At 36.5% G+C, this 24,072-nt stretch carries 19 protein-coding genes; 6 read left to right on the top strand and 13 right to left on the bottom strand.

What is annotated here, in order from left to right:
- Positions 1–42 precede the first annotated feature (42 nt).
- Together DRF65_RS15435 and DRF65_RS15430 are read left to right on the top strand one after the other, a co-directional pair.
- Positions 43–1,674 (top strand): M1 family metallopeptidase, encoded by a 1,632-nt coding sequence (locus tag DRF65_RS15435; RefSeq protein ID WP_115971653.1) that lies wholly within the window; start codon positions 43–45, stop codon positions 1,672–1,674.
- 139 nt (positions 1,675–1,813) lie between these two features.
- Positions 1,814–3,670, top strand: a complete 1,857-nt coding sequence (locus DRF65_RS15430) for a M61 family metallopeptidase (protein WP_115971652.1) — start codon at positions 1,814–1,816, stop codon at positions 3,668–3,670.
- Positions 3,671–3,727: 57 nt separating this feature from the next.
- On the opposite strand, the gene DRF65_RS15425 is transcribed toward DRF65_RS15430, so the two are convergent.
- From DRF65_RS15425 to pepE, 4 genes are all read right to left on the bottom strand, one after another.
- Positions 3,728–4,894, bottom strand: a complete 1,167-nt coding sequence (locus DRF65_RS15425) for a sensor histidine kinase (RefSeq protein WP_115971651.1) — start codon at positions 4,892–4,894, stop codon at positions 3,728–3,730.
- Between the two features lie 6 nt (positions 4,895–4,900).
- Complete coding sequence (gene dacB / locus DRF65_RS15420) at positions 4,901–6,274, bottom strand: D-alanyl-D-alanine carboxypeptidase/D-alanyl-D-alanine endopeptidase (protein WP_115971650.1); 1,374 nt, start codon at positions 6,272–6,274, stop codon at positions 4,901–4,903.
- A gap of 112 nt (positions 6,275–6,386) precedes the next feature.
- Complete coding sequence (locus tag DRF65_RS15415; protein WP_115971649.1) at positions 6,387–7,250, bottom strand: hypothetical protein; 864 nt, start codon at positions 7,248–7,250, stop codon at positions 6,387–6,389.
- A complete protein-coding gene (gene pepE / locus DRF65_RS15410) occupies positions 7,250–7,942 on the bottom strand; it encodes a dipeptidase PepE (RefSeq protein ID WP_115971648.1) in 693 nt (230 codons plus the stop codon). The genes DRF65_RS15415 and pepE overlap by 1 nt, the downstream gene beginning before the upstream one ends.
- A 188-nt stretch (positions 7,943–8,130) precedes the next feature.
- Here pepE and DRF65_RS15405 point away from each other — a divergent pair, with 188 nt between their 5' ends.
- Positions 8,131–8,694, top strand: a complete 564-nt coding sequence (locus DRF65_RS15405) for a tetratricopeptide repeat protein (protein ID WP_115971647.1) — start codon at positions 8,131–8,133, stop codon at positions 8,692–8,694.
- A 68-nt stretch (positions 8,695–8,762) separates the two neighbouring features.
- Here the strand turns inward: DRF65_RS15405 and DRF65_RS15400 are convergent, their stop codons facing one another.
- Positions 8,763–9,251 carry a YdeI/OmpD-associated family protein gene (locus DRF65_RS15400; RefSeq protein WP_115971646.1) on the bottom strand — a complete coding sequence of 163 codons (489 nt, stop codon included), beginning with the start codon at positions 9,249–9,251 and terminating at the stop codon, positions 8,763–8,765.
- A 334-nt stretch (positions 9,252–9,585) separates the two neighbouring features.
- On the opposite strand from DRF65_RS15400, the gene fsa reads away from it, so the two are divergent.
- The gene (gene fsa / locus DRF65_RS15395) at positions 9,586–10,239 is read left to right on the top strand and encodes a fructose-6-phosphate aldolase (RefSeq protein WP_115971645.1); all 654 of its coding nucleotides are present in this window, start codon (positions 9,586–9,588) and stop codon (positions 10,237–10,239) included.
- Positions 10,240–10,296: 57 nt separating this feature from the next.
- On the opposite strand, the gene DRF65_RS15390 is transcribed toward fsa, so the two are convergent.
- The 8 genes from DRF65_RS15390 to DRF65_RS15355 form a co-directional block, all read right to left on the bottom strand.
- Positions 10,297–10,863 carry a sugar O-acetyltransferase gene (locus DRF65_RS15390; protein ID WP_115971644.1) on the bottom strand — a complete coding sequence of 189 codons (567 nt, stop codon included), beginning with the start codon at positions 10,861–10,863 and terminating at the stop codon, positions 10,297–10,299.
- A gap of 108 nt (positions 10,864–10,971) precedes the next feature.
- A complete protein-coding gene (locus tag DRF65_RS15385; RefSeq protein ID WP_115971643.1) occupies positions 10,972–11,877 on the bottom strand; it encodes a GLPGLI family protein in 906 nt (301 codons plus the stop codon).
- 55 nt (positions 11,878–11,932) lie between these two features.
- Complete coding sequence (locus tag DRF65_RS15380; RefSeq protein WP_115971642.1) at positions 11,933–13,624, bottom strand: M56 family metallopeptidase; 1,692 nt, start codon at positions 13,622–13,624, stop codon at positions 11,933–11,935.
- A gap of 2 nt (positions 13,625–13,626) precedes the next feature.
- Positions 13,627–13,995 (bottom strand): BlaI/MecI/CopY family transcriptional regulator, encoded by a 369-nt coding sequence (locus DRF65_RS15375; protein ID WP_115971641.1) that lies wholly within the window; start codon positions 13,993–13,995, stop codon positions 13,627–13,629.
- 462 nt (positions 13,996–14,457) lie between these two features.
- The gene (locus DRF65_RS15370; protein ID WP_123947361.1) at positions 14,458–15,327 is read right to left on the bottom strand and encodes an ankyrin repeat domain-containing protein; all 870 of its coding nucleotides are present in this window, start codon (positions 15,325–15,327) and stop codon (positions 14,458–14,460) included.
- An 86-nt stretch (positions 15,328–15,413) separates the two neighbouring features.
- Positions 15,414–16,640 (bottom strand): PAAR-like protein, encoded by a 1,227-nt coding sequence (locus DRF65_RS15365; protein ID WP_115971639.1) that lies wholly within the window; start codon positions 16,638–16,640, stop codon positions 15,414–15,416.
- Between the two features lie 4 nt (positions 16,641–16,644).
- Complete coding sequence (locus DRF65_RS15360) at positions 16,645–17,706, bottom strand: LysM peptidoglycan-binding domain-containing protein (protein ID WP_115971638.1); 1,062 nt, start codon at positions 17,704–17,706, stop codon at positions 16,645–16,647.
- 48 nt (positions 17,707–17,754) lie between these two features.
- On the bottom strand, positions 17,755–19,701 hold the full coding sequence (locus DRF65_RS15355; RefSeq protein WP_228438743.1) for a type VI secretion system Vgr family protein: 1,947 nt from the start codon (positions 19,699–19,701) through the stop codon (positions 17,755–17,757).
- Between the two features lie 780 nt (positions 19,702–20,481).
- Here DRF65_RS15355 and DRF65_RS15350 point away from each other — a divergent pair.
- Together DRF65_RS15350 and DRF65_RS15345 are read left to right on the top strand one after the other, a co-directional pair.
- Positions 20,482–22,842, top strand: a complete 2,361-nt coding sequence (locus DRF65_RS15350) for a TonB-dependent receptor (protein ID WP_115971636.1) — start codon at positions 20,482–20,484, stop codon at positions 22,840–22,842.
- Positions 22,843–22,848: 6 nt separating this feature from the next.
- Positions 22,849–24,051, top strand: a complete 1,203-nt coding sequence (locus DRF65_RS15345; RefSeq protein WP_115971635.1) for a YncE family protein — start codon at positions 22,849–22,851, stop codon at positions 24,049–24,051.
- Positions 24,052–24,072: the final 21 nt, after the last annotated feature.

The following is a 24,072-nucleotide window of genomic DNA, read 5'->3' as shown; positions in this document are numbered from 1 at the left end:
TTTAATTTTATACTTTTGGAAAGATTATTAATTTAATTTTACATGAAAAAGCTGTCATACACCCTTTTATTTGTTTCCGGAATTGCCTTTGGGCAGCTCTTTGAAAAAGACAAAGTTTATAGTAAACAAGATACATTAAAAGGCTCCAATACGCAATTCAGAAATTTCTGGGATGTCAAAAAATATGATTTTTCCGTAGAACCTGATTTTGAGCAGAAAAGCATTAAAGGAACGAATAAGATCAGCTTTCAGATCATAAAGGATGTTACCAATCCTGTATTTCAGATTGATCTTCAGCAACCGATGAAAGCCGGAAAAGTAACAGCCAGCTTTCCTATTGCCAACTATAAGCAGGATGGAGATTTTATATTGATCACTGCAAAGAAAAAGTTCAAAAAGGGAGAAAAATATACTATTGATGTAGATTATTCCGGAAATCCTCTTATTGCCCAAAATGCCCCATGGGATGGCGGATGGGTTTTCACTAAAGATGAAAAGGGACACCCATGGATGAGTCCTGCTGTACAGGGAATCGGGTCTTCTATCTGGCTTCCGACTAAAGATATCTGGAGCGATGAGCCAGATAATGGGATTGTGATGAAGATTATTACACCAAATGATCTTGTAGGCATTGGAAACGGAAGATTGATTGATAAAAAAACCACCGGTAATAAGACGACTTATACCTGGGAAGTAAAAAACCCTATCAATGACTACTCCATTATTCCGAACATTGGTAAGTACGTAAATTTTAAAGATACTTTTGACGGTGAAAAAGGAAAACTGGATTTGGATTACTGGGTTCTTGACTATAACCTGGAAAAAGCAAAGAAACAGTTTGAGCAGGTAAAACCAATGTTATCCGCATTTGAACACTGGTTCGGCCCTTATCCTTTCTATGAAGATTCCTATAAACTGGTAGATTCTCCTTATCTGGGAATGGAACACCAGAGTAATGTAGCCTATGGAAATGGCTATCAAAACGGTTACCGCGGAAAAGATCTTTCAGGAACAGGAGTTGGTCTGAAATGGGATTATATCATCATTCATGAAAGTGGCCACGAATGGTTTGCCAACAATATTACTGCAAAGGATGAGGCAGATATGTGGATCCATGAGAGCTTCACAATGTATTCAGAGGTACTTTTTACAGAAAACTATCTGGATAAAAAGTCTGCAGATCTATATCTTATTGGTATTAGAGGAAATATTCACAATGATATTCCTATTATCGGAAAGTATGGTGTAAGAAATGAAGGAAGCGGTGATATGTATCCGAAAGGAGCCAATATGCTTCATACCATAAGACAGGTAATCAATAATGATGAAAAATTCAGACAGATCTTAAGAGGACTGGGCAAAGATTTCTATCATCAGACCGTTACCACAAAACAGATTGAAGATTATATTTCATCAAAGGCAGGTATTGATTTCTCTACGGTTTTTGACCAGTATCTGAGAACCATCAAAATTCCTACGCTTGAATACTCTCAAAACGGAGATACATTGAAATTCAGATATACAGATGTAGTGAAAAACCTGAAGCTTCCGGTCATCATCAATGGAGATCAGACGATAAATCCAACTGAAGAATGGCAAGCAGTGAAGCTTAAGAAAAATACTCCTGTTGAATGGAACAAAAACTATTATATTAATTATTTGAACGTTCAATAGATTAACAAAAAAGACAAGTTTACCATGCTGTAAATTTGTCTTTTTTCTTTTACACTAAAAACTTTAAGAAAAGTTTAATACTCCACTCCGTAACAAAATCAGAAATAAAACAACTATTTAACTATAAAATTTAAACCTAATGAGAAAAACAGCACTTAGCTTAGGCCTTTTTGCCGCTTTTTTAGCAAATGCACAGTCTATAAAGACCACTATTGACCTCGTTAATGTAAAAGATGATAAAGTAGCCGTTACAATGGAATTCCCGAAAATGAAATCGGGAGATATTAAATTTCACTTTCCCAAAACGGTTCCGGGAACTTATTCTGTAGATGATTACGGAAGATTTATAGAGGGCATTAAGTTTTACGATAATAAAGGAAAAGAATTAGCTTTTACAAAAGTTAACGATAATAGCTATTCATTAAAAAACGCCCAAAACCTGAGCAAGGTCTCTTATCTTGTGAACGACAGCTTCGATGAAGAAACAGATACCTCAAAGCATAAAGCTGTATTCTCTCCTTCAGGAACTGATATTGAAGCAGGAAAAGTCTATATGATCAATACCCATGGTTTCGTAGGATATATTGAAAATATGCAGGATGTCCCTTATCAGTTGATTGTTCAAAAACCCACTGATTTCTACGGAACTACGGCATTGGTAGATCAGGATAAATCAGAATCTACAGATACCTATACACTTGCCAACTATGCCAAGGTGACAGATTCACCACTGATGTACACCAAACCGGATTATATCACCTTCAATGCAGGCGGAATGGATCTTGTATTGGGAGTTTATTCTCCGACCGGAAAATATAAGGCCTCAGATTTCAAGGATAATCTTGAAAAAATGGTAGTGGCTCAGAAGAAATTCCTTGGGGATATGAACACCAATAAAAAGTATGCGATCATGCTTTACCTATCCGGTGGTGATGGTCCTGATGTTCATGGTTTTGGAGCATTGGAACATCACGAATCTACAAGTGTAGTGCTTCCTGAAGGAATGCCTAAAGAAGCCATTGACCAAACCATTACCGATGTGGTTTCTCATGAATTCTTCCATACCGTTAATCCTTTGAAGACCCATTCCGAAGAAATCCATTATTTTAATTATGCTGATCCAAAAATGTCTCAGCATTTATGGATGTACGAAGGCGGAACTGAATATTTTGCAAACCTGTTCCAGATCCAGGAAGGGCTTATTAACAAAGAGGAGTTTCTTAAAAGAATCGGAGAAAAGATTAATAATTCCAAGAAGTATAATGATACTATGCCATTTACGGTAATGAGTAAAAATGTACTGCAGGATGCTTATAAAGATCAGTACAGAAATGTCTATGAAAAAGGAGCTCTTCTGGCCATGTGTATGGATATTGAACTAAGAAAGCTATCCAATGGAGAAATGGGCTATCGTGATATGATCAGAAAATTATCCCAAAGGTTCGGAGAAAATAAACCGTTCAAGGATGATAAGCTGATTGATGAACTGGTAACTGTAACAGGCTACCCTCAGATAAAGGACTTTTATAATAAATATATTGCAGGAAACCAGCCTACACCTTACGCAGAATACCTGAAAATGGTAGGAGTAGAAGTAAGCAAAAAGGAACTTCCTCCTATTTTCTGGTTTATTAAAGATCCTACTCAAACAGGTTACGATCCGGGAACCCAAGCATTAGCATTTGATGAAGATGCAGCTTTATCTCCATTTGCAAAAAGCGTTGGGTTTAAAATTACAGATAAGGTACTTGCTATAGATGGAAGAGTAATCGACATCAACAAGCTGGCAGATTTAATGGGCTATACCAGAACCATTAAAGAGGGTCAGGAAGTAACGGTAACAATTTTAAGAGACAATGCCGGTAAAAATGAAAAAATGACTCTTAAAGGAAAAGCTATTCTTGATAAAATAGACAAGGAAAAAATCCAGTTTAAAGCCAATCCGACTCCGGAAGAACTAAAACTACAAACACAGTGGTTAACTGGTAAAAAATAAATGAGAAAGCGGGGATATTTTCCCCGCTTTTGTTTTTCTTAGATGTTCATATTAAGCCTATCCTTTTTTAATCGTAATTCTGAAGGTGGTTCCTTTTCCTACTTCTGTCTGGGAAATCTTAATATCACCATTGTGATATTCGTGAATTACTCTTTGGGCCAATGACAATCCTAATCCCCAACCTCTTTTCTTGGTAGAATATCCAGGTTTAAAAGCATTTCTTGCCTGCTGGCTCGTCATCCCGCTTCCATTATCTTTTACTTCAATAAGAATATTTTTATTTCTTTCAAAAACGGACATTACAATCGTTCCCTCTCCTTTCATGGCATCCACAGCATTTTTCACCAGATTTTCAATAACCCAGCTCATCAGGATTTTATTATGGGGAACCAACACGATATAAGTAGGAAGGTGAAGGGTAAAATCAACTTTTCTAGAGATCCTGGTCTTTAAATAATCATAGTTTTCCTGAATCGTTTCATTGAAGTTCATATCATTAAGCTCCGGAACGGAACCTATTTTTGAGAAACGTTCGGAAATGGTTCTTAATCTTTCTATGTCTTTTTCTATTTCATGCACTCCCTCAGAATCCGGGTTTTCCAGCTTCATAATTTCCATCCATCCGATCATGGAAGATAAAGGAGTTCCGATCTGATGGGCTGTTTCTTTGGCAAGCCCTGCCCAAAGATACCCTTCATCAGTCTTTTTAATGGTCTTAAAAAACCAGAATGTAAATCCAAAATACAGCAGAATAAACAGCCCTAAAATATAAGGTGAATACCGTAGATTATTAAGTAACCGTGAATTGTCATAATACACAAACTGATTATTCCCATCCGGGACTTTGATTTCAATCGGATCGTAATTTTTCTCCATATTCACGATCAGATTATGAAGTTTTTCCGGGTTTTTGATCGTGCTTTCAGGAATATTACGGTAATATCCGAGATCCAGGATAGGATTTTTATATTTATCTGTTACAATGAACGGAATGGTATTATTAATATTCAGGATCTCAGGCAGCAGGTCCAGGACATCGGTATCCGGAGTTTTCACTTCCTGTTGTATTCTGATCGCTTTGGAAAGCAGGCTGATTCTTTTAATCTCCTCTTTTCTCAGAAAATTAATTAATGCTGTAGAAGAAACTACAATGGCGATAACCAAAGTGGTCATGACAACAAAAATGATCCAGTTATTCAATCTGGTTAGTATAGATTTCCTCAAGGATATTTATTTTAAAACATTAAGAATTTTCTGCAGCTCTGCACTTCCACTCCCCTGATAGTTATTGATAATAATTGAAAACACATATTTTTTCCCATCTTTTGCGGTATGATAGCCTGCAAAAGATTTGGTGTCCCTCATCGTTCCGCTTTTCATCTTCATTCCATTATCCTGAACCGGGAATCCATCATAGTAAGACTCAAACCAGGTTTGTTTTTTAGCATATAAAAGAGCCTGTACCTCAGCTTTTGCTGCTACATAATTCTGTGGAGAAAGTCCACTTCCATCAGCAAAGTTGATCATATTCGGGTTAATTCCCTTTGATTTCCAGAATTCTTTTAAGTAAGCCACTCCACTTTTAAAGCTTGGATTTCCTTTCTTCTCTTTTCCCAGAGTCTTAATCATCGTTTCTCCATACAGATTGACGCTTTTTCTCAAAAACCAGTACACAATTTTATCCAGAGTTGGAGATTGGTAGGTAAGAATAACATTACTCTTTGGAGCTTCCAGTGCCTGTTTTCCCTCTAATTCAAGCTGTGAATTGGTCACCGCTTTTCCGGAAAGTTCAATTCCGGATTCTTTTAACCATTGCTTTATTTCTGTAGCCAATTGTAAAGGTGGATTAGGTGCAGATCCGGAAACGGTTACCGTTTTCCCTCCCGGAAGCATTCCATTAATCATTGCTACATTGGAATGAGGAGCTGTGAAGATTAAACTCTGGTCTGAATTTCCACCTGCTTTCAGGTCATTCAGCCATTTTACACCTTCCAATGGATAAGAAAAGCTTTTAAAATCTGTTCCGTTGATGTTGATATCAAACTGATTTTCCCGCCAGTTGATTCCCCAGACTCCTGCTCCGTAGTAATTTCCAAGATCATCCCACGGCCATCCGCCGGGAATGGTCTGATGGTCAAAATAAGAATCATCAATCACCAGGTCTCCTGAAATCTTTGTAATGCCTGAGTTTTTAATGGCATCGATCAGTTTCTTCTTAAAATTCTCAGGTTTGTAAGCTTCATATCGCCAGCTTCCCAAGGTAGGATCACCGTTGGAACTGATAAAAAGATTTCCGTTCAGAGTACCTCCGGATACACTTCCGGAATAACCTGAAGTGGTAGTATAGGTATAATTTTTCCCTAATGTCTCCAATGCTGCGCCTGCGGTAAATATTTTTTGGGTAGAAGCTGTGGAAAGTCCTTTACTTCCTTGATATTCGTATATAAAATTACCACTTTCATCGGATACATAAAATGATAAGTTGGAAGCCACTGCCCCTGAAGAATCCATAAGATCTTTGGTTGCCTTATCTAATTTCTGGGCCATATTCTGAGCCGAAACGATCTGTACAGAAAGCATGAGAACTGCAAGTGTTTTTTTCATTGCATTATTGTTTTGTGCTAAACTTTTGCTGATATCCCTGAAGCACAGCCAGAAACAAATTTATATTTTGCAGAGCTGTGGTTCAGGTTTTATTATTCTAAATCAAATATAGTTAAAATAAAAGCTTCTTATATTCCTCAAGATCATCTGGAGTAAAAAGTATCTGATGATCTGAAATTTTCTCAAAAGAACGGTCATATTTAAAATATTTCTCATAATCATCCTCGTCTATGAAAATATCCATTTGACAAGCTTTGATATAATTTGATTTTTCTCCATAGTCTTCAAGGTGATATTGACTGCCTTCCCAGGGTTCATTACAACAACGTAAACAGGAGTTATGATAAAGCGCTCTGTAACCACATATTTCACAGTCTTTCAGATTTTGAAACAGATCTGAAATCCTGTTTTGAATATCTTCAGGAAACAGATGTATGGGAATTGTTTTTAAAAGCAGATAATAATTCGGTTCCTGCCAGGAAAAACAGAACGGTTCATCAGTATAAGTAGTTTCCTTTGTGTGAAGACTTAATTCCTGAAGATCAAGTTCCACTTCTGCTTTCACTACGTCTTTAATATTCAGAAATGTCTTCTCCCTGTATATAACGTTCTGCTCGGCATCAATGTCTATTACCGGTTTCTGCTCAAGAAAATGACTCAGGCATAAAGTGGTTTGCCAGGAGCCTACTGTTCTTATTTTGCCATCATGTCCACAAATTTCACAGACTTTTTGGGATAACCCCAAATATTTATCTGTGATCTTTTTAAGAGCAGCATTTAATTTTTCATTCTCAGAATACATATAGCAACGCAGTTCACCGAATTTTTCTTTTCCAAAAACATCATGCTCCATATTCCATCCTGCGACAGCCAGTTCAGTCAGCATTTTCCCGATCAGATCATTCCAACCGGTACTGTTCACTGAAAAATTCTTCAGATTGCGTTCTATAAAATGGCTGATATCTTCCTGCCTCATTACACTTTACTTCCTGCTTCTATTTCGTAAGGTTCTTTTCCTTTTTCAAAAATTCTGGTCAGTTCACTTCCTTCTACGGTAATTGTGTCATTAATTCTTCTGATCCAGTTTCCTTCTCTGAGACCCACTACCTTGATATCATTCTGAGTAAGGAATTCCATAATCCGGGTTTCTCTTGTCTCTCCATTATGTTTTAAATCAGGGTTTGGATCAAGATAATGCGGATTAAGATTGAACGGAACCAGTCCCATACAATCGAAACTTGGCGGATAAACGATTGGCATATCATTCGTTGTTTTCATATTCTGCCCGCCGATATTACTTCCTGCGCTACATCCTAAATAAGGCTTCCCGTTGGTTACATTTTCTTTTAAAACAGACATCAATCCTTCTTCATGTAATGTTTTAACCAATAAAAATGTATTTCCACCGCCTGTAAAGAATCCTTTTGCCTGGTTTAAAGCTTCTTTTTTATCTTCAAATTCGTGAAGGCCTTTTACTTTAATATTAATGCTTTCGAAAAAAGAACGGGCTTTTGCCGTATACTCATCATGGGAAATTCCACCCGGTCTTGCAAAAGGAACAAACACAATTTCGTCAATTCCTGCATATAACTGAATTAATTCTCCTCTTAAATATTCCAGATATTCTCCACCAAAAAGTGTGGATGTTGACGCTAATATGATATTCATGTGATGAAATGATTAATTAAAAAATAGTTGAATGACAAAGATACCTCAATCCTCATCGAATCAAAAATTAATCTAAAAAAAACATCAATCCCGTTAATATTTTCTAAAAAAACTTAAAGCCTCTAAAATTTTAGCTTTTCTGGAATTATTCTTGAATTTTAGAAATCTGAATTATAAAATATAAGATTATGAAAATGCCGAAAGTTAACATCAAAAACCTATTTGCAGGTTTAATTCTTGTAGGAAGCGCAGGTTTGGTAAGCGCACAAACCACTCAGACTGACAGTGCCAATAACACAGCAAATCAAGCAGCTGTTGCCACTCAATCAACCAATCCTACTATTGAAGGTCTTAAAAAACAAATCGAAGCCAATCCAAAGGATACAGAATCATTAGCAAAACTGGCTGCTGCTTATCAGGAATCTTCAGACTGGACCAATGCTATTGCTACCTGGAAAAAAATATCAGTTTTATTACCTGATTGGGCTCCTTCTTATTACAGTCAGGCATATGCCTATCAGTCTGCAAAAGATGATGCCAATGCAAAAACAGCTTACGAAAAGTATATTGCAACAGTAAAACCTGAAGAGGTGGAGCAAAATAAAAAGAATCTGGCTTATGCCTACTTTTATATCGCCTTTGCAGAACAGCAAAGTGATCCTAATAAAGCTAAAGAACATATTGCACAATCGCTGAAATATGATCCAAGCAATCAGGATGCTGTAAAACTCAGCAAAACATTAAATTCATAAATAAAGCAAAATCCGGACGTGTTCCGGATTTGTTTTTTCATTTTATATGATCTCTGCCTGTTGATTTCCTATTCAATTTTCTTTCCAAAGAAGTCTGTTTCTCCATGAAGATGCCTGATGATTTTTTCAATATTACGCTGAATAGCGGCTTCAGTTTTCAGGTTATTGATATAACGGATCAGCTCATGCTTTCTTGACGGGATCAGTTTTTCAAAGTTTGCTGTAGCCAGAGTACTTTCTTTTATAGCCTGTTTCAAGTGAGGATGAATGGAAATACTTCTATCGGAATCATCATATTCCAACGTAATTTCAACAGTTTCTCCAATCCTTTTAGGAGAATTTTTTAACATTATTAAATTCACATACAACCTCCATTCTCCCAGATATTTCATCAAATTTTGCTGAAACTCCTTGCCATTCACTGTTCCTTTCACCGGAATCGGGCTTATATTTCTTCCTGAGGCCATAAAAATTCTTTCCAGAACTTCTTCGGGAATAAAAACAAAAGGATTGATTCCTATGATGTCTAAGGTGGCTGTAAAAGTGGTATTTTTCATTGGTTCTGAGTGTTAAAGCAAAATTAGCCATTAGATTTTATATTCCCTGTAATTTCTTTTGTTGTTACAATTATTACTTAGCATAAACTACCCCGTCTTTTTGCTTTGCAAAAAGCCACCCCTTCAGAGAAGGGGAATGTAGGACCTATTTACTAAATCTATTTGTGGCTGTCTCTTTGCCTTTTACTTACCTGTTCCTGCTTGCTCTCCGTAGACTTTACCTCCCTATTACTCCAAAACTCTAACCCTCCCACCCAAATTCAAGGCTGGAAAAATCATATCTCAGAACTCAACTAAATGACTTATCTTTGTACCAATAAATCTATTTAACAAAATGAAATTTTTTATTGACACAGCTAATTTAGAGCAAATCAAGGAAGCTAAAGATCTTGGAATCTTAGATGGTGTAACAACCAACCCTTCATTAATGGCTAAAGAAGGTATTCAGGGAACTGAAGCGATCAAAAATCATTATAAAGCGATCTGCGAGATTGTAGACGGAGATATTTCTGCTGAAGTACTTTCTACAACCTATGAAGAAATGATTAAAGAAGGAGACGAATTGGCTGCAATCCACCCCAATATCGTTGTAAAAATCCCAATGATTAAGGATGGTATCAAAGCTTTAAAATATTTTTCTGATAAAGGAATCAGAACTAACTGTACATTGATCTTCTCTTCTGGGCAAGCTCTTTTAGCAGCTAAAGCAGGAGCAACTTATGTTTCTCCGTTCCTTGGAAGATTAGATGATATCTCTACAGACGGATTAAACCTTATCCAGGAGATCAGATTAATTTTCGATAACTATATGTTCGAAACTGAAATCTTAGCAGCTTCTATCCGTCACTCAATGCACATCATTGACTGTGCTAAAATCGGGGCTGATGTTATTACCTCTCCACTTCCTCCGATCTTGAGCTTATTAAAGCACCCATTAACAGACAGTGGATTGGCACAGTTTATTGCTGATTCTCAGAAATTATCTTAATTACAGCCTGTTATTTCAGATATAAAAATCCCGAAACTTCGTTCCGGGATTTTGTTTTTATTCATTTCCTTCAATATTTTTTACAACCCTGCAAGGATTTCCTACGGCAACCATATTCTCCGGAATATCTTTAGTGACTACACTTCCTGCTCCTATTACAGCATTATTTCCAATGGTAACTCCTGGTAAAACTACTACATTCCCACCGAACCATACATTATCACCTACAGTAATCGGGTGAGCGTATTCTAATCCGGCATTTCTCTGTTTTACATCAAGCGGATGCCCTGCTGTATAAAAACTGCAGTTGGGACCCATAAAGACATTATCTCCAAATTTTACTTTAGCACAATCTAAAATAACAAGGTTATGGTTTGAATAAAAGTTCTTCCCCACTTCAATATTATATCCGTAATCACACCAAAAAGAGGGTTCTATGCATAGATTTTCCTTTGTACTGCCCAAAATTCTTTTGATCAGCTTCTTTCTACCTTCAGTATCAGAATTTTTTAACCCGTTATATTCTAAACACAAATCCTTACAGGTTATACGTTCCTGAATCAGCTCCGGATCATAATTGGCGTCATACAAAAGTCCGGCTTCACATTTTTCTTTTTCTGTCATACAGGTTTAAGTTTAAAGTTATTTAAAAATAGAGATATTAGTCGGTAAAAACAAAAACAGGATAACTCGAGAGATTATCCTGTTTAGTTGTAGTAAGAAATGATAATTTTAATTCACCAGATCCGGTTCTATCGGATTGTTATCTTTTTGAAGAATCTCTTTAGTCCGCTTCTCCATTTCCTTTATAATCTGGTTGGGGTCAGAAAACTCCTTTCCATCTGCTGTCTTTACTTTAAAAGCTACTTTTCCTCCGGCTTCACCACCATTTCTCATCATCATTTCTCTCATATTCTTTGTGGGATCATTTACATAGGCTTTCCAGGCTTTTTTAAACTGGTCTTTCGTCACTTCAATATCCTTACCATCCAATCCCAATATTTTCACATTTCCCGGAAGCTGAAGCTCTGCCTCTTTCTCCGGAGACTCTAAGCTTTTATTACCGATGAGCTTCATGCTGTGAGATCCTGTGGCATCTTCTATTTTTACAATAAGCCCCGGAAGTCCATAAAAGACATATGGGCCATCCTGAATAGGAATATCTGTTGTAAACCATGCTGTCCAGTCTCTTCCGCCAAAACTAGTGGTTGCTTTCTGAGCGTTGTATTCTCCTATTTTTTGTTTCTCAGGTAAAATCTTCCATTCCGGTTTTTTATCTTCCTTAATTTTGTATTTATCCATGGAAATACTTCTGAAAAGATAGGTTTTAAAATCAGGATATTGTTTTGTTACTCTGTAGGAAACCATTCCTAGCTTTTCTCTTCTATTTACACTTATACTTCCGCCTCCGGCTTTCAGTTGCTTTTCAAGTTCTGCACGCCCGGTGGAATCTGCCACAAATTTATCGTGACTGTAATAATTGGATCCATTTTTATCAATATCCAGCAACATCATTTCCTTCTTCACATTTTCTTTATTATTAGAATCGGAAATAAATTTGTATTCATAAAAGAACCTGTTGATCTGTGCATTGGCCAGAATTCCCAGGAACATAAAAAATAGAACTTTAGTTTTCATAATGAGTGATAAAAAAAGCTTTGTCAATATTGCATTGACAAAGCCTGGTTGAACTTTATTTCTTTGTCTGAATTCTTATTTCATTCTGTGCACCACGTACTACATTTTCCTTAATAATATTGATCATTGTAATATTCTCAGGTTTTATAGTGTTAGCCGTTTCTTTGGAAACTTCAACTCCATCAACGAAGTATTTAACATTATCCCACTCTTTCAAATCATATTTCTTCACTCCATTCATGGTAATATTTCCGTTTCCATCTTTTTTGATGAAATCTGCCTGCATAACTATAACTTTAGGCGAATTGCTTAATGCTGTAAAATTAATATTTAGATTTCTCGTTGCATTTTCTGCATCCTGTCTGGCTTTTTCACTTATTATTTTGGCCTGTTCAGCTACCTTTTTTGCAGCTTCCATATCAATTTTGGCTTTGGCCAGTTCTGCTGCTTTTCTGCCGATTTTAGCTGCTTCTTTTCCTGCTTTTTGTGCTTCCTTAGCTTCTTTTTGAGCTTCTTTTTGAATTTTTCGAATTTCTTTTTTATCCAGAGGATCCATATTTTCAAGCTCTTCCATCTGTTTTTTCCATTCAGGAGAGTTGAAATATTGTTCAGTTTCAATGTTTGCTGTAATACTTCCTATTTCTGAAGCCAGATTACTTATTTCTTCAACTTTGTTTTCAAAAGCAGCACTGTTAGGATCCAATGTATTCAATTCTTTTTCCTTTTCACTGATCTTTTTCTGAAGTTCGGCCAATTTTGCTTCATCTTCCGGAGAATTCACTGCAAGTTCTTTACTTTTTTTCTGTTCAGATTTTTCAGGATTGACAGTATCTTTCTTGATTTGAGAAACAGCTTGTTTAATAGAAAGATTGGCTTCTTGAATTTCTTTGTTCTTAGCGTTTACCAGATAGGCAAAAGCTACTGTAAATAACACTGGTAAGGCAAGAATTCTACGCGCATACCCGAATTTGGTTTTTGGTTTTTGTAACATCTTAAGTCTTTTTTTAAGGTTTGAACTTAGAAACGGACTGGCAGCAGGCAACTGTGTTCCGGAAAAGTGGCTTGCTAAAAGCATCTGCGCAAATGCTTTGGTGTCCGAATGCTTCACGGCTTTTTTATCAGCCAGATATTCATGGATTAAACTAATTTCTCTTTTAATGATATGAAAAAACGGATTGAACCAGAAAACGGCTGTAACCACTTCAATAAGAATCTTATCGAATGAATGTTTCTGTTCAATGTGAACCATCTCATGCTTTAAAATCTGCTTTCCAATGTCAGAATCCAGAGTAATGGTATTCTTCCAGAAAAGATTTTTAAAATATGAAAACGGAGCTTCGGTTAAGTCTGTACGGTAAAAGTTGATCCCGTCAAAACTCTCTTTCTGAAACTGTTTCTTAAACTGCTGAATCCTGAAGATTCCGTAAATAAGCTTCCCTAAAAAGTAGAGAGAAACCAGTCCCAGAGCTGAAAAAGTAATGCTAAAATAAAGGTTACCATTGTTTAAGTTTTTTTCTGTGTTAAAATTCTGAATTTTATCAAGCAACAAATACACATCACTATTAACCTCTATTGTAAAATCATCCACTTTGATAAGCGGCAGCAACAGTGATATCCCAATTGCCAATAAAAGATAGAATCTGTTATAATGATGAAATGTCTTGTCTTTTAAAGACAACTTATAATACAAAAACATTACACCAGAACATAAAATTACTTTTCCAAAGTATAGAAGTAGAGTTTCCATGATTATTCGTCTTTGTTTTTAAGTTCATTGAGCAGCATTTCAAGATCTTCTACGGTCATTTCATTCTTTTCTACCAGAAATGAAACAGCACTTTTATAGGATCCCTTGAAATAATTTTTCACAAGGCTTTTCATCGTCTTTCCTGAGTACTGTTCTTTTGTGACCAATGGAAAATACTCATGCTGCCTTCCGTGTACGTTATAGTCTACGAATTCCTTGTCCTTTAATACTTTTAAAATAGTGGAAACGGTATTGGTATGCGGTTTCGGTTCCGGAAAAAGATCAAGAACATCTTTAAGAAATCCTTTTTCAAGCTTCCACAGATACTGCATTACCTGTTCCTCTGCCTTTGTTAAAGTCTGGTTTTTCATATCCTTTTCATTTATTATTAAAGTGATATATAAATAGCAATTCTCATATCACTAAGAAATTAGTTATACAAATGTAGAAATAAAATTGATTCATACAACTATTTTTTTAGTGATAAAAAGAACTAAATAATTAACTCACTGACAATCAGTAAAATAATTTAACATACAAATATATTAAATTTTCTATGAAATAATCTTTTCCTTGTTTGATATACAGAAAAAAGGGGTTTCAATTATAGGATATTGAATTTTTTTAGCTAAAATACAATGCTATGATTGTTTTTATTAAAGATAATCAGGAATGTTATTTATAATAAAAGACTGCCACTAAAGTACTTTAGTGGCAGTCTTTTATTATTTTTATTTATTCCCATACAGTAACCTATCAAGTTTAGATTTCTAATATCAGTTTTAATTATTGAAAGGCTACAATTTAAGACAGAAAGATCTTAAGTTTTACATTTAATGAGTACTTTCTTGCAGTGATTTTTCTAAACCATCTTTCCATTTCTTCTTTCTGTCGGCTTCATCTTTACCTAAAAAATCTTTATCTGCTTGTGATAGATTTTCGTAACGGGCAATGGCCATGGCTCTCCCTTTTTGCCATTCTGTTTTTTTGTTGATTTTTAATGGAAATTGTATATGAAATTTATCAGTCAGTCTTTCTTTCAACTTATTATACTCTTGTAAACCATAACCGCTTAAACGTCCCTCATTTATTTCGTCTTGGATCAGAGATGCCAAATTATTTCCATTAGCATCTAAGAGCAAGGGGTCTGCTCCTTTGTCCAAAAAATAATTAACATAATCAAACTTTCCAAGGCCTAGCGCAGTAGAAACGACTGTTCCCCCTCCAATGTAAGCTTGATAGTTGATATTCGCTCCGTTTGTGAGTAATAAATCGATCAACTCTTTATCAACATCTCCTATAAGTAAATCGTTAATAGGAGATTCACCAAATTTAGGATTAAGATTGGCTTTATTTTCTATTAATAACTGTATCATTTCTTTGTTGCGGCTGCTGCAGGCTGAATTTATATTCGCATCGTATCCACCTCCATTGATACAAGGTTGATCAATATCTGCCCCCAATCTCAACAAGGTTCGACTTGCTGGTAGGGCTCCTATCACAACTGCATAATTCAGATAAGTATAACGGACTGTATCGGTTGTTGAATAATCAGGTATAATCATAGCTCCTCTACCGTTTACATCAAAATTTTCTTTTTTCACAAGGTTTTCAATAGCAACCGTATCGTTGTTATATATGGCTGTAGCCATTTTAAGATCATTACCTTTGAAAAATTTCTCCGGTGGATTTTCTTTTTTCATGTTGTTCTGTTTTATATTGCTATCCATACAGCTTAGCATTATTAATGTGAATAAAATTAACGGTATTGTTTTTAGTAGAGTCATTGTTATTGGGTTTTAGCAATTACAGTACGGCTTGCTGCATTAGCTGCCTCTTTTTCTAACGCACGGACTACATTAATAGCAGAGTGCCCCCCTCCAGCGCCTTGTAACGGCAATCCCGTATCTACTTCCATACGTTCTCCTGCCGCCCGAGGTAGTCCTTTTGTTTTATTAACGAGCTTGCCAACAAATCCTAATGTTTTCAGCACACCTTCCCGGCTATCCTGTACTGCATTTAATGGATCACTGCTTCCATTATAAGCTTGTACATGGTTCATATCCTCACGATGTACTTTATTTCTTTTCAATGTGGCATTATGTACACCAGCAGCATTATAAGTATAAGTAGGAAAACCTGAAGCACCACCTGCCGCCGCCGCCATACCTCCTCCTAGGGAGTGTCCTGTGATAGCAGTATTATTGGCATCAAAAATAAGATTTCCATTTTCATCTCGAGCTTGTTTCATTTTATTAACCAGATTAACAGATTTGTCATAATAATCAGATTTAATTCCAACACCTTGTGTAAGATCCTGTCCAATATCTTCCATATTTGTAGGGTCAGTACCTCTGAATGCCAACACATATTTACCATCTTTTTTATATAAATCTGCATAATAGTGTGATTCTTTTGGATCTCTAAATAATTTTGGATCTAAGCCTAGATCTGCTATCTCTTTATCACTTAAATTATGGTAAAGCCCCACTCTATTTTTCTCTTCATCGGTAAGACTACTTATATCACCATACACCGCATTTCCTCCCAACAGTCCCATATCTATATTCTCCTGATAATTCGGCATCTTTAGAGTCACCAGTCCGCCAAACATACAGGTTAAAGTAGCTTTCTCCAAAAGAGCTCTTTTTTTCTCAAGCTTTACTTTAGGATGCAATGCGGTCCATTCATTACTCCGGCACAGCAAACTACATACGCTGGGTAGGTGGTTGGCCAATACAGTACCACCAGCTACCGCACCTGCAAATCCTGCAGCAAATACTACCAGAGCGGGCCCGGATGCTACCAGGGCTCCTGCAAGCACAGCTCCTACAAGCGCACCAGCTGCCATCATGGGTGGACAGACAAAATTACCGTCGAATCTGTCTTTTTCTGTAGCGCCAAGCTTACCTCCTTCTATTTTTATAGTAGCCTGTGAGGTCACCTGTATCTTTAATATCTTTTTACCGTTGCTGCACAATGTCCATGTGCCATCGGGTACATACAATTGTCCCATATGCTTATGTATTTATTATTTTAAACTCATACGTTGCCGTATAAAAGCAATTGAGGTTTACCTGTTCCCTTACAAAAATCCTGCCCTGCTGAAGCAGTCCTTCAATACTGTATAGGTAGTATCCTTCAATATTATAGTCAAAATCCAGAGGGATCTGGCTTATTTCTGCATATTTTTCCTTGAAAGAATTTTCAAACTGTGGAGACAGCCCTTCTTTATCTGTACCACCAGCAAGGTGAACTTTAATGCTTCCATCTTCCTCTGCCGCATGATACTGAAGAGAGTAAGGGATGAATGCAGGCTGAAAAAACTGGGAAAGCACCTTATTTTCCGATAAATCGGCAAATGTTTCATTCCCGGATAGATTCATTTTACCAGTAGGTATAAAAAAAAGAGTATACAACAGATTATTCTTCAGGCTTGTAAGTAAATCTGCAAATTCTTCATCACATATTTTGAACATCTCCTTAAGTTCCGGAATATTAAATGCTTCGTTTGTAAGCCGTTCAGCTTTTATTGTTTTCCATCGTTTCTGTACCTCATGATTATTCATTACTGCATCAATTTCTCCAGCTGGATCCAGACGGAAAAAGAGATGATCTGAAGCTTCATTAAGAGCATTCATTACTGTGCTTACCAATTTGATCTCCGGAAATGATCCTGTAGACTTTCTGCCGGTTTCTTTTTTATTAAGATAACCATGCTTCGGTGTATTAAAATCCAGATTCCATTGCATTGCCGTCTCATTTTCAGATATTTCTTTTCCTAAAAAGACCACGTTGGTTTTAATATGTATGTCATACGAATGACTATCCTGTCTGCTATATACAAAACTATTGGCATAAGGTAATACTTCCGGCAGTGAACTGGCTGTATGTATATCTGCTTCCGGATTGATCATATAGATGCTGGGAAAATAAGGCGGCCATACATCATTCCTTATCATCTGGGTTGTTCCACAGTGGGTATTATGAAAACGGATCAGTTCTCTTACTGTGGTATTATGCATGCTGGCAATAGATTCCAAAGTATCTCCTTTTTGGATTTCGTATTGTATATATTCCATTACTATTTAAACTATGCTTCAATGTTTTTATTATTTTTTCACCCGGTTTTAATTTACATCTACCTCACCACCTTCAATGGTTACATTCGAACTTCCGTTAACCGTAATTTTTTTACCAAGGATATTAATGGTTCCATCCTTACAGAGTGTAACGATACTGCCTCCAATATTGATGGTAAGATCTGCTGTTAAATTTAATGTTCCACTACCACCGCTTGTAATTTCAAAGGAGTTTCCTTCTCCTACTGCAATTTTAAAATTAGTTTTTGCCATAATATCTATAGCTCCGCTATTATCCATTTTCATAGAGGCCTGTCCTTCCGGGCTTTCTTTCGTACCTCCAACAGTGCTGGTATTTGTTGTTGAAGAAGAAGAGCTGATATTTCCACTACCATCTACATGAATCTGATTCTGTGCTTTATCTCTTACTGTAATACCGCCACCATCATTCAGTTCTACAATATTCCCGCTTTTACTGCTCAGGCTTTTAATATTATTCCCTTTTCCGCCTCCCCCACCAATACCTCCGTGGAACATTCCGCCCATTACAAAAGGTCTGTCAGGATGCTGATGTACAAAATTCACAATTACCTGATCTCCTACTTCAGGAATAGACATAAATCCCCGGTTCTTATTTACCTTGTCACTGCTTCCTGCATCAGGAGACATTACTCGGATAAACTCTGTGGTATCAGGTCCTTTTTGCCAATCCAGCTGAATCTGCACACGTCCCTGATTCTGTGGGTCTGTATTAGAAATTACTTTTCCAAACTGGGGTTCAGCTTTTGGTAAAATAAATTCCGGACGGGGAATAAATCCTGTATCAGAGGCAATAGCTTGAAAGGTTCCGTCATAATAGCCACGGGCATCTACTTCATGAGTTACTTCAATCAACATAAGTTTGGTAAAATAGGAAGTGTCATTACTATCCGTTTTACGCATTTCAATATCTACGATACAGCCAGGATAAAGAAAAGGGACCGTAGTAGTACCCGAGGTTACAAATACTTCCGAAGCCTTACTTCCGGCAGTTCCTTTTTGTGAAGCGTCCACATCCATAAAAGAAGATGCTTTAATAGGCGCTATTCTTAAGGAAGGTGTTTTGAATGTCTTTTCTGAGATTTCATAAGCACGCTTAGCAATGTCAGAAGTGTGGCTAATCTTTGAGCTTCCTGTTGTCAGTTTCTCATTCTTGCTGCTATTATACCCATAGAAAGTAGGGTTTACATGCTGAGCCTTCATTTTAATCTTCACATCATTCAGGTTACTGCCATAGACCAGTTTTACGGACTGTTCCTGTGGTGGCAGTTTGCCAAAATGCAATACTTCACCATCATAGAAAAACTGTTCGCCGTAAGCTTCTGCTATTCTTGCCAGATAATTGTAATGCGTTTCTTCATACTGTGAGCTGTATGACACGTTTCCGTGGCGTGCATCTACTCTAAAATCAAACTTACCCTGTCCCAATCCTTCTTCCAGTACCTGGCTGGCAATGCTGTTGAGACTCATTTCCTGCTTTCCGCCAAAACTTTGAATATGTGGGGCCGCATCTAATAATATGGTAGGGCTAAAGCCTTCCAGTACAAGATTTCCAAGGCTTCCTTTCTCCTGGCTGAAACCTACTTCGGTAATTACCCCCACGAAGTTTCTTTCAGGACTAGTTCCCACATCTTTATACTTGAATACAACGGTAATACGTTTTCCTAAAAAACTTTGTGCTGCTTCAAGATTATGGTTTTCGGCATTCCCAAGGGTATCATGAGCTAATGTAATCTCAAATGAATGGTGTTTTACGGCACTTTGTCTTAATTTAAAATGTTTAAAAAATTTGATGGCCTGTCCTTCTACAAAGATTTCCAGTTTTACAACTCTATTTATGCCAGCCATCGCATTTTCTGAGATTCCCTGGGCATTAAAAATTTTGGATGTAGGCTGCTTTGCCCAAACTTTTTCCTGTATAATATTGGAATCGTTGGGTAACTGCACTTGATTCATAAAATTCTTTTGGGTCTCCGTTATATTATTTGTCTGTGAAATAAATTTTGCAGGATCAGCAATATCAGCTTGTTTCGTTACTTGATTTACTATATCTGTTTTAGGCGAATCTATTCCTGGTTTATGCAGATTCTTATCTTCTTGAAACATGAGATTTTTTTTTCAGTTGTCTTGACTTACTACGGAATTAATTCCGTGGGAAAAGACCGATTCGTTTCAAAAAAAGCCAGATAGCCCGCATCGGTCTTACATCGCAAGTATACCACATTGGCTTTTTTGAAGGAGAAGTTCGGAAGGACCTGCCGAAAACAGGACCCTCTATCTATGTAATTTCTGTGTTAGTTTTTCCTGTGATTTTATTTTTTTTCTAATTATATTCTATGATTGGTATTACTAAGATATTACGATAAATATTCTCTTCAAAATGAATTAACTGTTTTTTTAATAATTGTAGTAGTATTACGATTAACATAATAATAGAATTTAAAAAAATTCTGAAATACTGCTCACAAAAAAAACGAGTGCTCATACTCCATAAAGAGAATAAAACAAGGTAATTTTATAAAGTTTTGCTTTTGAGATGATTTTTTTCATACTAATAAAAAACAATAATTAGATCCTTTAATGTTACTGTTTGGTTTTAAACTATTTACATTTTTTGTTCAATTTTATTTTTTTACTCATATTAATACTAATTAGAATAATTAAAAATAAATAAGCCATTTTCTTTGAGGTTTCAAAAGGATGATTTAGTTTTGTTGTTTATAATAATTATAAATAATGAAATTATATCAACGAATTTTTATCTTTCTTATTTTTACTCTTTCAATATCCCAAATCAAAGCACAGGACAGTGATTATTCAGTTCAGGGAGTTGTACAGGACCACACAAAACAGGGGTTAAGCGGAGTAACCATTTTTGTTGAAAACACAAAAATTAAAACACAAACCGATCAAAACGGAAATTTCAGAATTAGTTACAAAAAAGGAGATGCTCTATTAATCTTCAGCCTGGATGGCTATAAAAAGTTTAGAAGGAAGATGAACTTTGGCACTGAAGGATCTCCGATAAATATTCAGTTAGCAGAAGATCATGCGGTTGTAAAAGAAGTTATTGTACATGGAAAAGGTAAAGTGAAGGCACTGCAAGACGGTGCTTTTACTGTTAATGCCATAGATGTTGCTAAATTAGCCAATACTACAGCGGATCTTAATCAGGTTCTGAACAGGACCACCGGAATTAAAGTTCGTCAGCAGGGAGGTGTAGGTTCCGATTATAATTTCTCTATTAACGGAATGTCCGGTAAAGCCGTGAAGTTCTTTATAGATGGCGTTCCTTTGGAAATGCTTGGAAAAGGTGTAGACCTGAGCACGCTGCCGGTAAATATGGCTGACCGTGTGGAGATTTATAAAGGGGTTGTTCCTATTCATCTAAGTACTGATGCTATGGGTGGAGCGGTAAATATTATTACTCCGGGAAACAGCAAAAATTATCTGGATGCAGGTATAAGCGTAGGGTCTTTCAATACACAGCGTATCAACCTGAACGGACAGTTTAAAGATGAAAAAACAGGAATTATCCTGCGCATCAACAGTTTTTATAACCACTCGGATAACAACTATCTGATGAAGGATATGAAAATATGGAATGCTGCCAAAAATGAGTATGAGCCGAGAAACCTGAAGCGTTTTAATGACAGATATCAATCCGTTTTCGGAATGGCTGAATTCGGATTAGAAAATAAAAGCTGGGCAGATTCTTTCTTTGTAGGAGCATCACAATCGGTTTTCGATAAACAGATCCAGACAGGTTCCAACCAGGATGTAGTGTATGGTGGAGTAAAACAAAGCGGAGAGGCTCATAATTACTTTATGAAGTATAAAAAAGCTAACCTTTTTAATGACCATTTAGATGTGAATCTTTATGCCGGTTTTTCTAAAAGTGTTCAGAAGGCAACTGATACCCTAATGCGTAAATATAGCTGGGATGGTACTTTTGTGCCTTCTGCTACAAGTGAAAAAGGAGGCAGAAGTATCATCATGCAGCACGAAGACCGTCTGTATTCTCAGTTGGGTGCTACTTATAAAATTGTTGACCATCATAAGCTTATCTTCAATTATGTACTCGATTACCTTAAGAATACTACCTTCAATCAACTGGAGGAGGAAAAGGATGATGTATCTCCGGCTAAGATGACCAAGCAGATCTTGTCTATGGCTTATCAACAGGAATTTTTCAATAGACATTGGACCAACGTGTTTTTTGCAAAATACTATCAGGTAGGACTTCAGAAGATGATTTTTGATCAGGTAACCAGAACTGATAATCCGGTAAAAGATAATTTCAGTAACTGGGGCTACGGTTTTGCAACCACTGTAAAAATCACCAGAGAACTTGGACTTAAAGGGTCTTTTGAACGTTCTTACCGTTTGGTAGAACCTCAGGAAATTTTCGGAGATGGTGTGGCTGTAACCAGTAATATGAATCTGAAACCTGAAACCAGTGATAATGTAAATGTAGGTTTCTACTTCAATCACCATTGGGGACAACATGCTTTCCGTATAGAAGGTGCCGGATACATCCGTGATACAAAGGATTTTATCTTCACTGTTCCTAATTTATACAACAGTACTTTCAAATATGAAAACCTGTCTAATATCTTTACCCGCGGACTGGAAGGTGAACTGAGTTACCAATACAAAAGACTCCTGAATGTATTAATGAATGTGAGCTACAACAAAGCTTATGACAATACAAAATTTGCCAACAACAGTGAAGACGTAATTTCAGCTACTTACAAAAAAGATGTTCCTAACCAGCCCTGGTTATTTGGAAATGCAAATGTAAGCATCGGTAAAGATGACTGGTTTCAGAAAGACAGCCGTATAGAGCTTTACTACGGACTGCAGATGACCGACTGGTTCTACAAAAACTGGAAAACCTACGGAAATCCAAGAAACATTCCGGTAATCCCAAGACAAACGCTTCACAACATAGGTATAAGCTATTCTATGAAAAACGGAAGATATAACCTAGCATTTGATGTAACCAATCTTAGCGATGCCCTGGCCTATGACAACTTCAAACTTCAGAAGCAGGGACGTGCTTTCTATGTAAAATTCAGATATCTACTTAAGTAAAAAACCATGACACACTATTTCAGAAACAGCATACTTTTAATACTTGCATGTTTAACCATTATTGGCTGTGAACGCGAACCTGACTCCGGTACTTCCGGAAGCGGCGAAAAAGACTACAAATACTTTCTGCTTTCTGCTTTGGGAAGCTGGCCCAATACCGTACATTATATGACGGCCACCAATGATGTTACAACAGGTGAAATGGATATTACCAAAGAAGGAGACGAAATCAATTCTAAGGGAACCTATTCTTACATCGTAAAAAATGGTTTTATTTATAACTACAAAACCGATCAGGGAGTCTTTAAAAAGTTTAAATACACACAGGATAGGCTCACTACTGCAAAAGAAGTTCCTTATACTTACATCAGTGATATTTCCAGTTATGTATGGATAGATGATAATACTTTGGTACTGGTGGGAGAAACAGGTGATGGCCAGCATATCCGTTATACAGTTTTCAATGCGGTAGATCTTAGTATTATCCGCCAGGGTGAAATTAAAGGATTTGAGCCTTTTCCCGATGCTTATAAATTTTATACGATAGGCTCTATGACCTATATGGATGGGCATATCTATTTACAATACAGCTACCGCAATGGAAAATGGATTACTCCGGAATTTTACAATTTTGCTGTTATAGATTATAAAACCTTTAAAGTAACGCACTCAGCAGCTGATAACCGGAGTTCTGGTGTAGCCAACGGCTCACCTTATTTTAAAACCGCTTTCAAAAAGGATAATGAAGCCTTTTATTATGCCTGTTTTCCTCGTGTAGGAGCTGGTACAAGTAAGATTCATCTTTTCAGGACTCTTAAAGGAGGTACATCTCCTGATATGGGTTATCAGATCAATCTTACAGATCTTGTAGGAGGTAAAAATCTGGAAACAATGATTGATTATATTGGTAATAATAAGATGGTGATTTTATACCGTGATCCTGCATTGGGTAATACCTATAATGGCCGCTATGCTATAATAGACACTGAAACCAAACAATTGGTTAGAGTATTGGATGAACTGCCAGGAGATGAACCTTATGAACAAGGTCTGTTTGTTCAGGATAAAAAGCTATACATTGCTGTAAATGCCAGTAAAGGGGGTAACTATGTATGGATCTATGATCCTCAAACTGACAAAATAACGAAAGGTATGAAGCTTCCTGATAATATTTCCGGTTTTGCCCGTTTTGATAAGTTCTATGACTAATTAAAACTTATTAATTCTGTA

The organism is Chryseobacterium pennae (assembly GCF_003385515.1).
Taxonomy (GTDB): domain Bacteria; phylum Bacteroidota; class Bacteroidia; order Flavobacteriales; family Weeksellaceae; genus Chryseobacterium; species Chryseobacterium pennae.
This window is presented reverse-complemented; position numbering and strand designations above follow the sequence as displayed.

Bases quoted from the DNA above. Each gene is read 5' to 3' on its own strand.
- DRF65_RS15435 (WP_115971653.1), top strand. From the start codon at position 43: ATGAAAAAGCTGTCATACACCCTTTTATTTGTTTCCGGAATTGCCTTT.
- DRF65_RS15430 (WP_115971652.1), top strand. From the start codon at position 1,814: ATGAGAAAAACAGCACTTAGCTTAGGCCTTTTTGCCGCTTTTTTAGCA.
- dacB (WP_115971650.1), bottom strand. From the start codon at position 6,274: ATGAAAAAAACACTTGCAGTTCTCATGCTTTCTGTACAGATCGTTTCG.
- DRF65_RS15415 (WP_115971649.1), bottom strand. From the start codon at position 7,250: ATGAGGCAGGAAGATATCAGCCATTTTATAGAACGCAATCTGAAGAAT.
- pepE (WP_115971648.1), bottom strand. From the start codon at position 7,942: ATGAATATCATATTAGCGTCAACATCCACACTTTTTGGTGGAGAATAT.
- DRF65_RS15405 (WP_115971647.1), top strand. From the start codon at position 8,131: ATGAAAATGCCGAAAGTTAACATCAAAAACCTATTTGCAGGTTTAATT.
- DRF65_RS15400 (WP_115971646.1), bottom strand. From the start codon at position 9,251: ATGAAAAATACCACTTTTACAGCCACCTTAGACATCATAGGAATCAAT.
- fsa (WP_115971645.1), top strand. From the start codon at position 9,586: ATGAAATTTTTTATTGACACAGCTAATTTAGAGCAAATCAAGGAAGCT.
- DRF65_RS15390 (WP_115971644.1), bottom strand. From the start codon at position 10,863: ATGACAGAAAAAGAAAAATGTGAAGCCGGACTTTTGTATGACGCCAAT.
- DRF65_RS15385 (WP_115971643.1), bottom strand. From the start codon at position 11,877: ATGAAAACTAAAGTTCTATTTTTTATGTTCCTGGGAATTCTGGCCAAT.
- DRF65_RS15380 (WP_115971642.1), bottom strand. From the start codon at position 13,624: ATGGAAACTCTACTTCTATACTTTGGAAAAGTAATTTTATGTTCTGGT.
- DRF65_RS15375 (WP_115971641.1), bottom strand. From the start codon at position 13,995: ATGAAAAACCAGACTTTAACAAAGGCAGAGGAACAGGTAATGCAGTAT.
- DRF65_RS15370 (WP_123947361.1), bottom strand. From the start codon at position 15,327: ATGAAAAAAGAAAATCCACCGGAGAAATTTTTCAAAGGTAATGATCTT.
- DRF65_RS15365 (WP_115971639.1), bottom strand. From the start codon at position 16,640: ATGGGACAATTGTATGTACCCGATGGCACATGGACATTGTGCAGCAAC.
- DRF65_RS15360 (WP_115971638.1), bottom strand. From the start codon at position 17,706: ATGGAATATATACAATACGAAATCCAAAAAGGAGATACTTTGGAATCT.
- DRF65_RS15355 (WP_228438743.1), bottom strand. From the start codon at position 19,701: ATGAATCAAGTGCAGTTACCCAACGATTCCAATATTATACAGGAAAAA.
- DRF65_RS15350 (WP_115971636.1), top strand. From the start codon at position 20,482: ATGAAATTATATCAACGAATTTTTATCTTTCTTATTTTTACTCTTTCA.
- DRF65_RS15345 (WP_115971635.1), top strand. From the start codon at position 22,849: ATGACACACTATTTCAGAAACAGCATACTTTTAATACTTGCATGTTTA.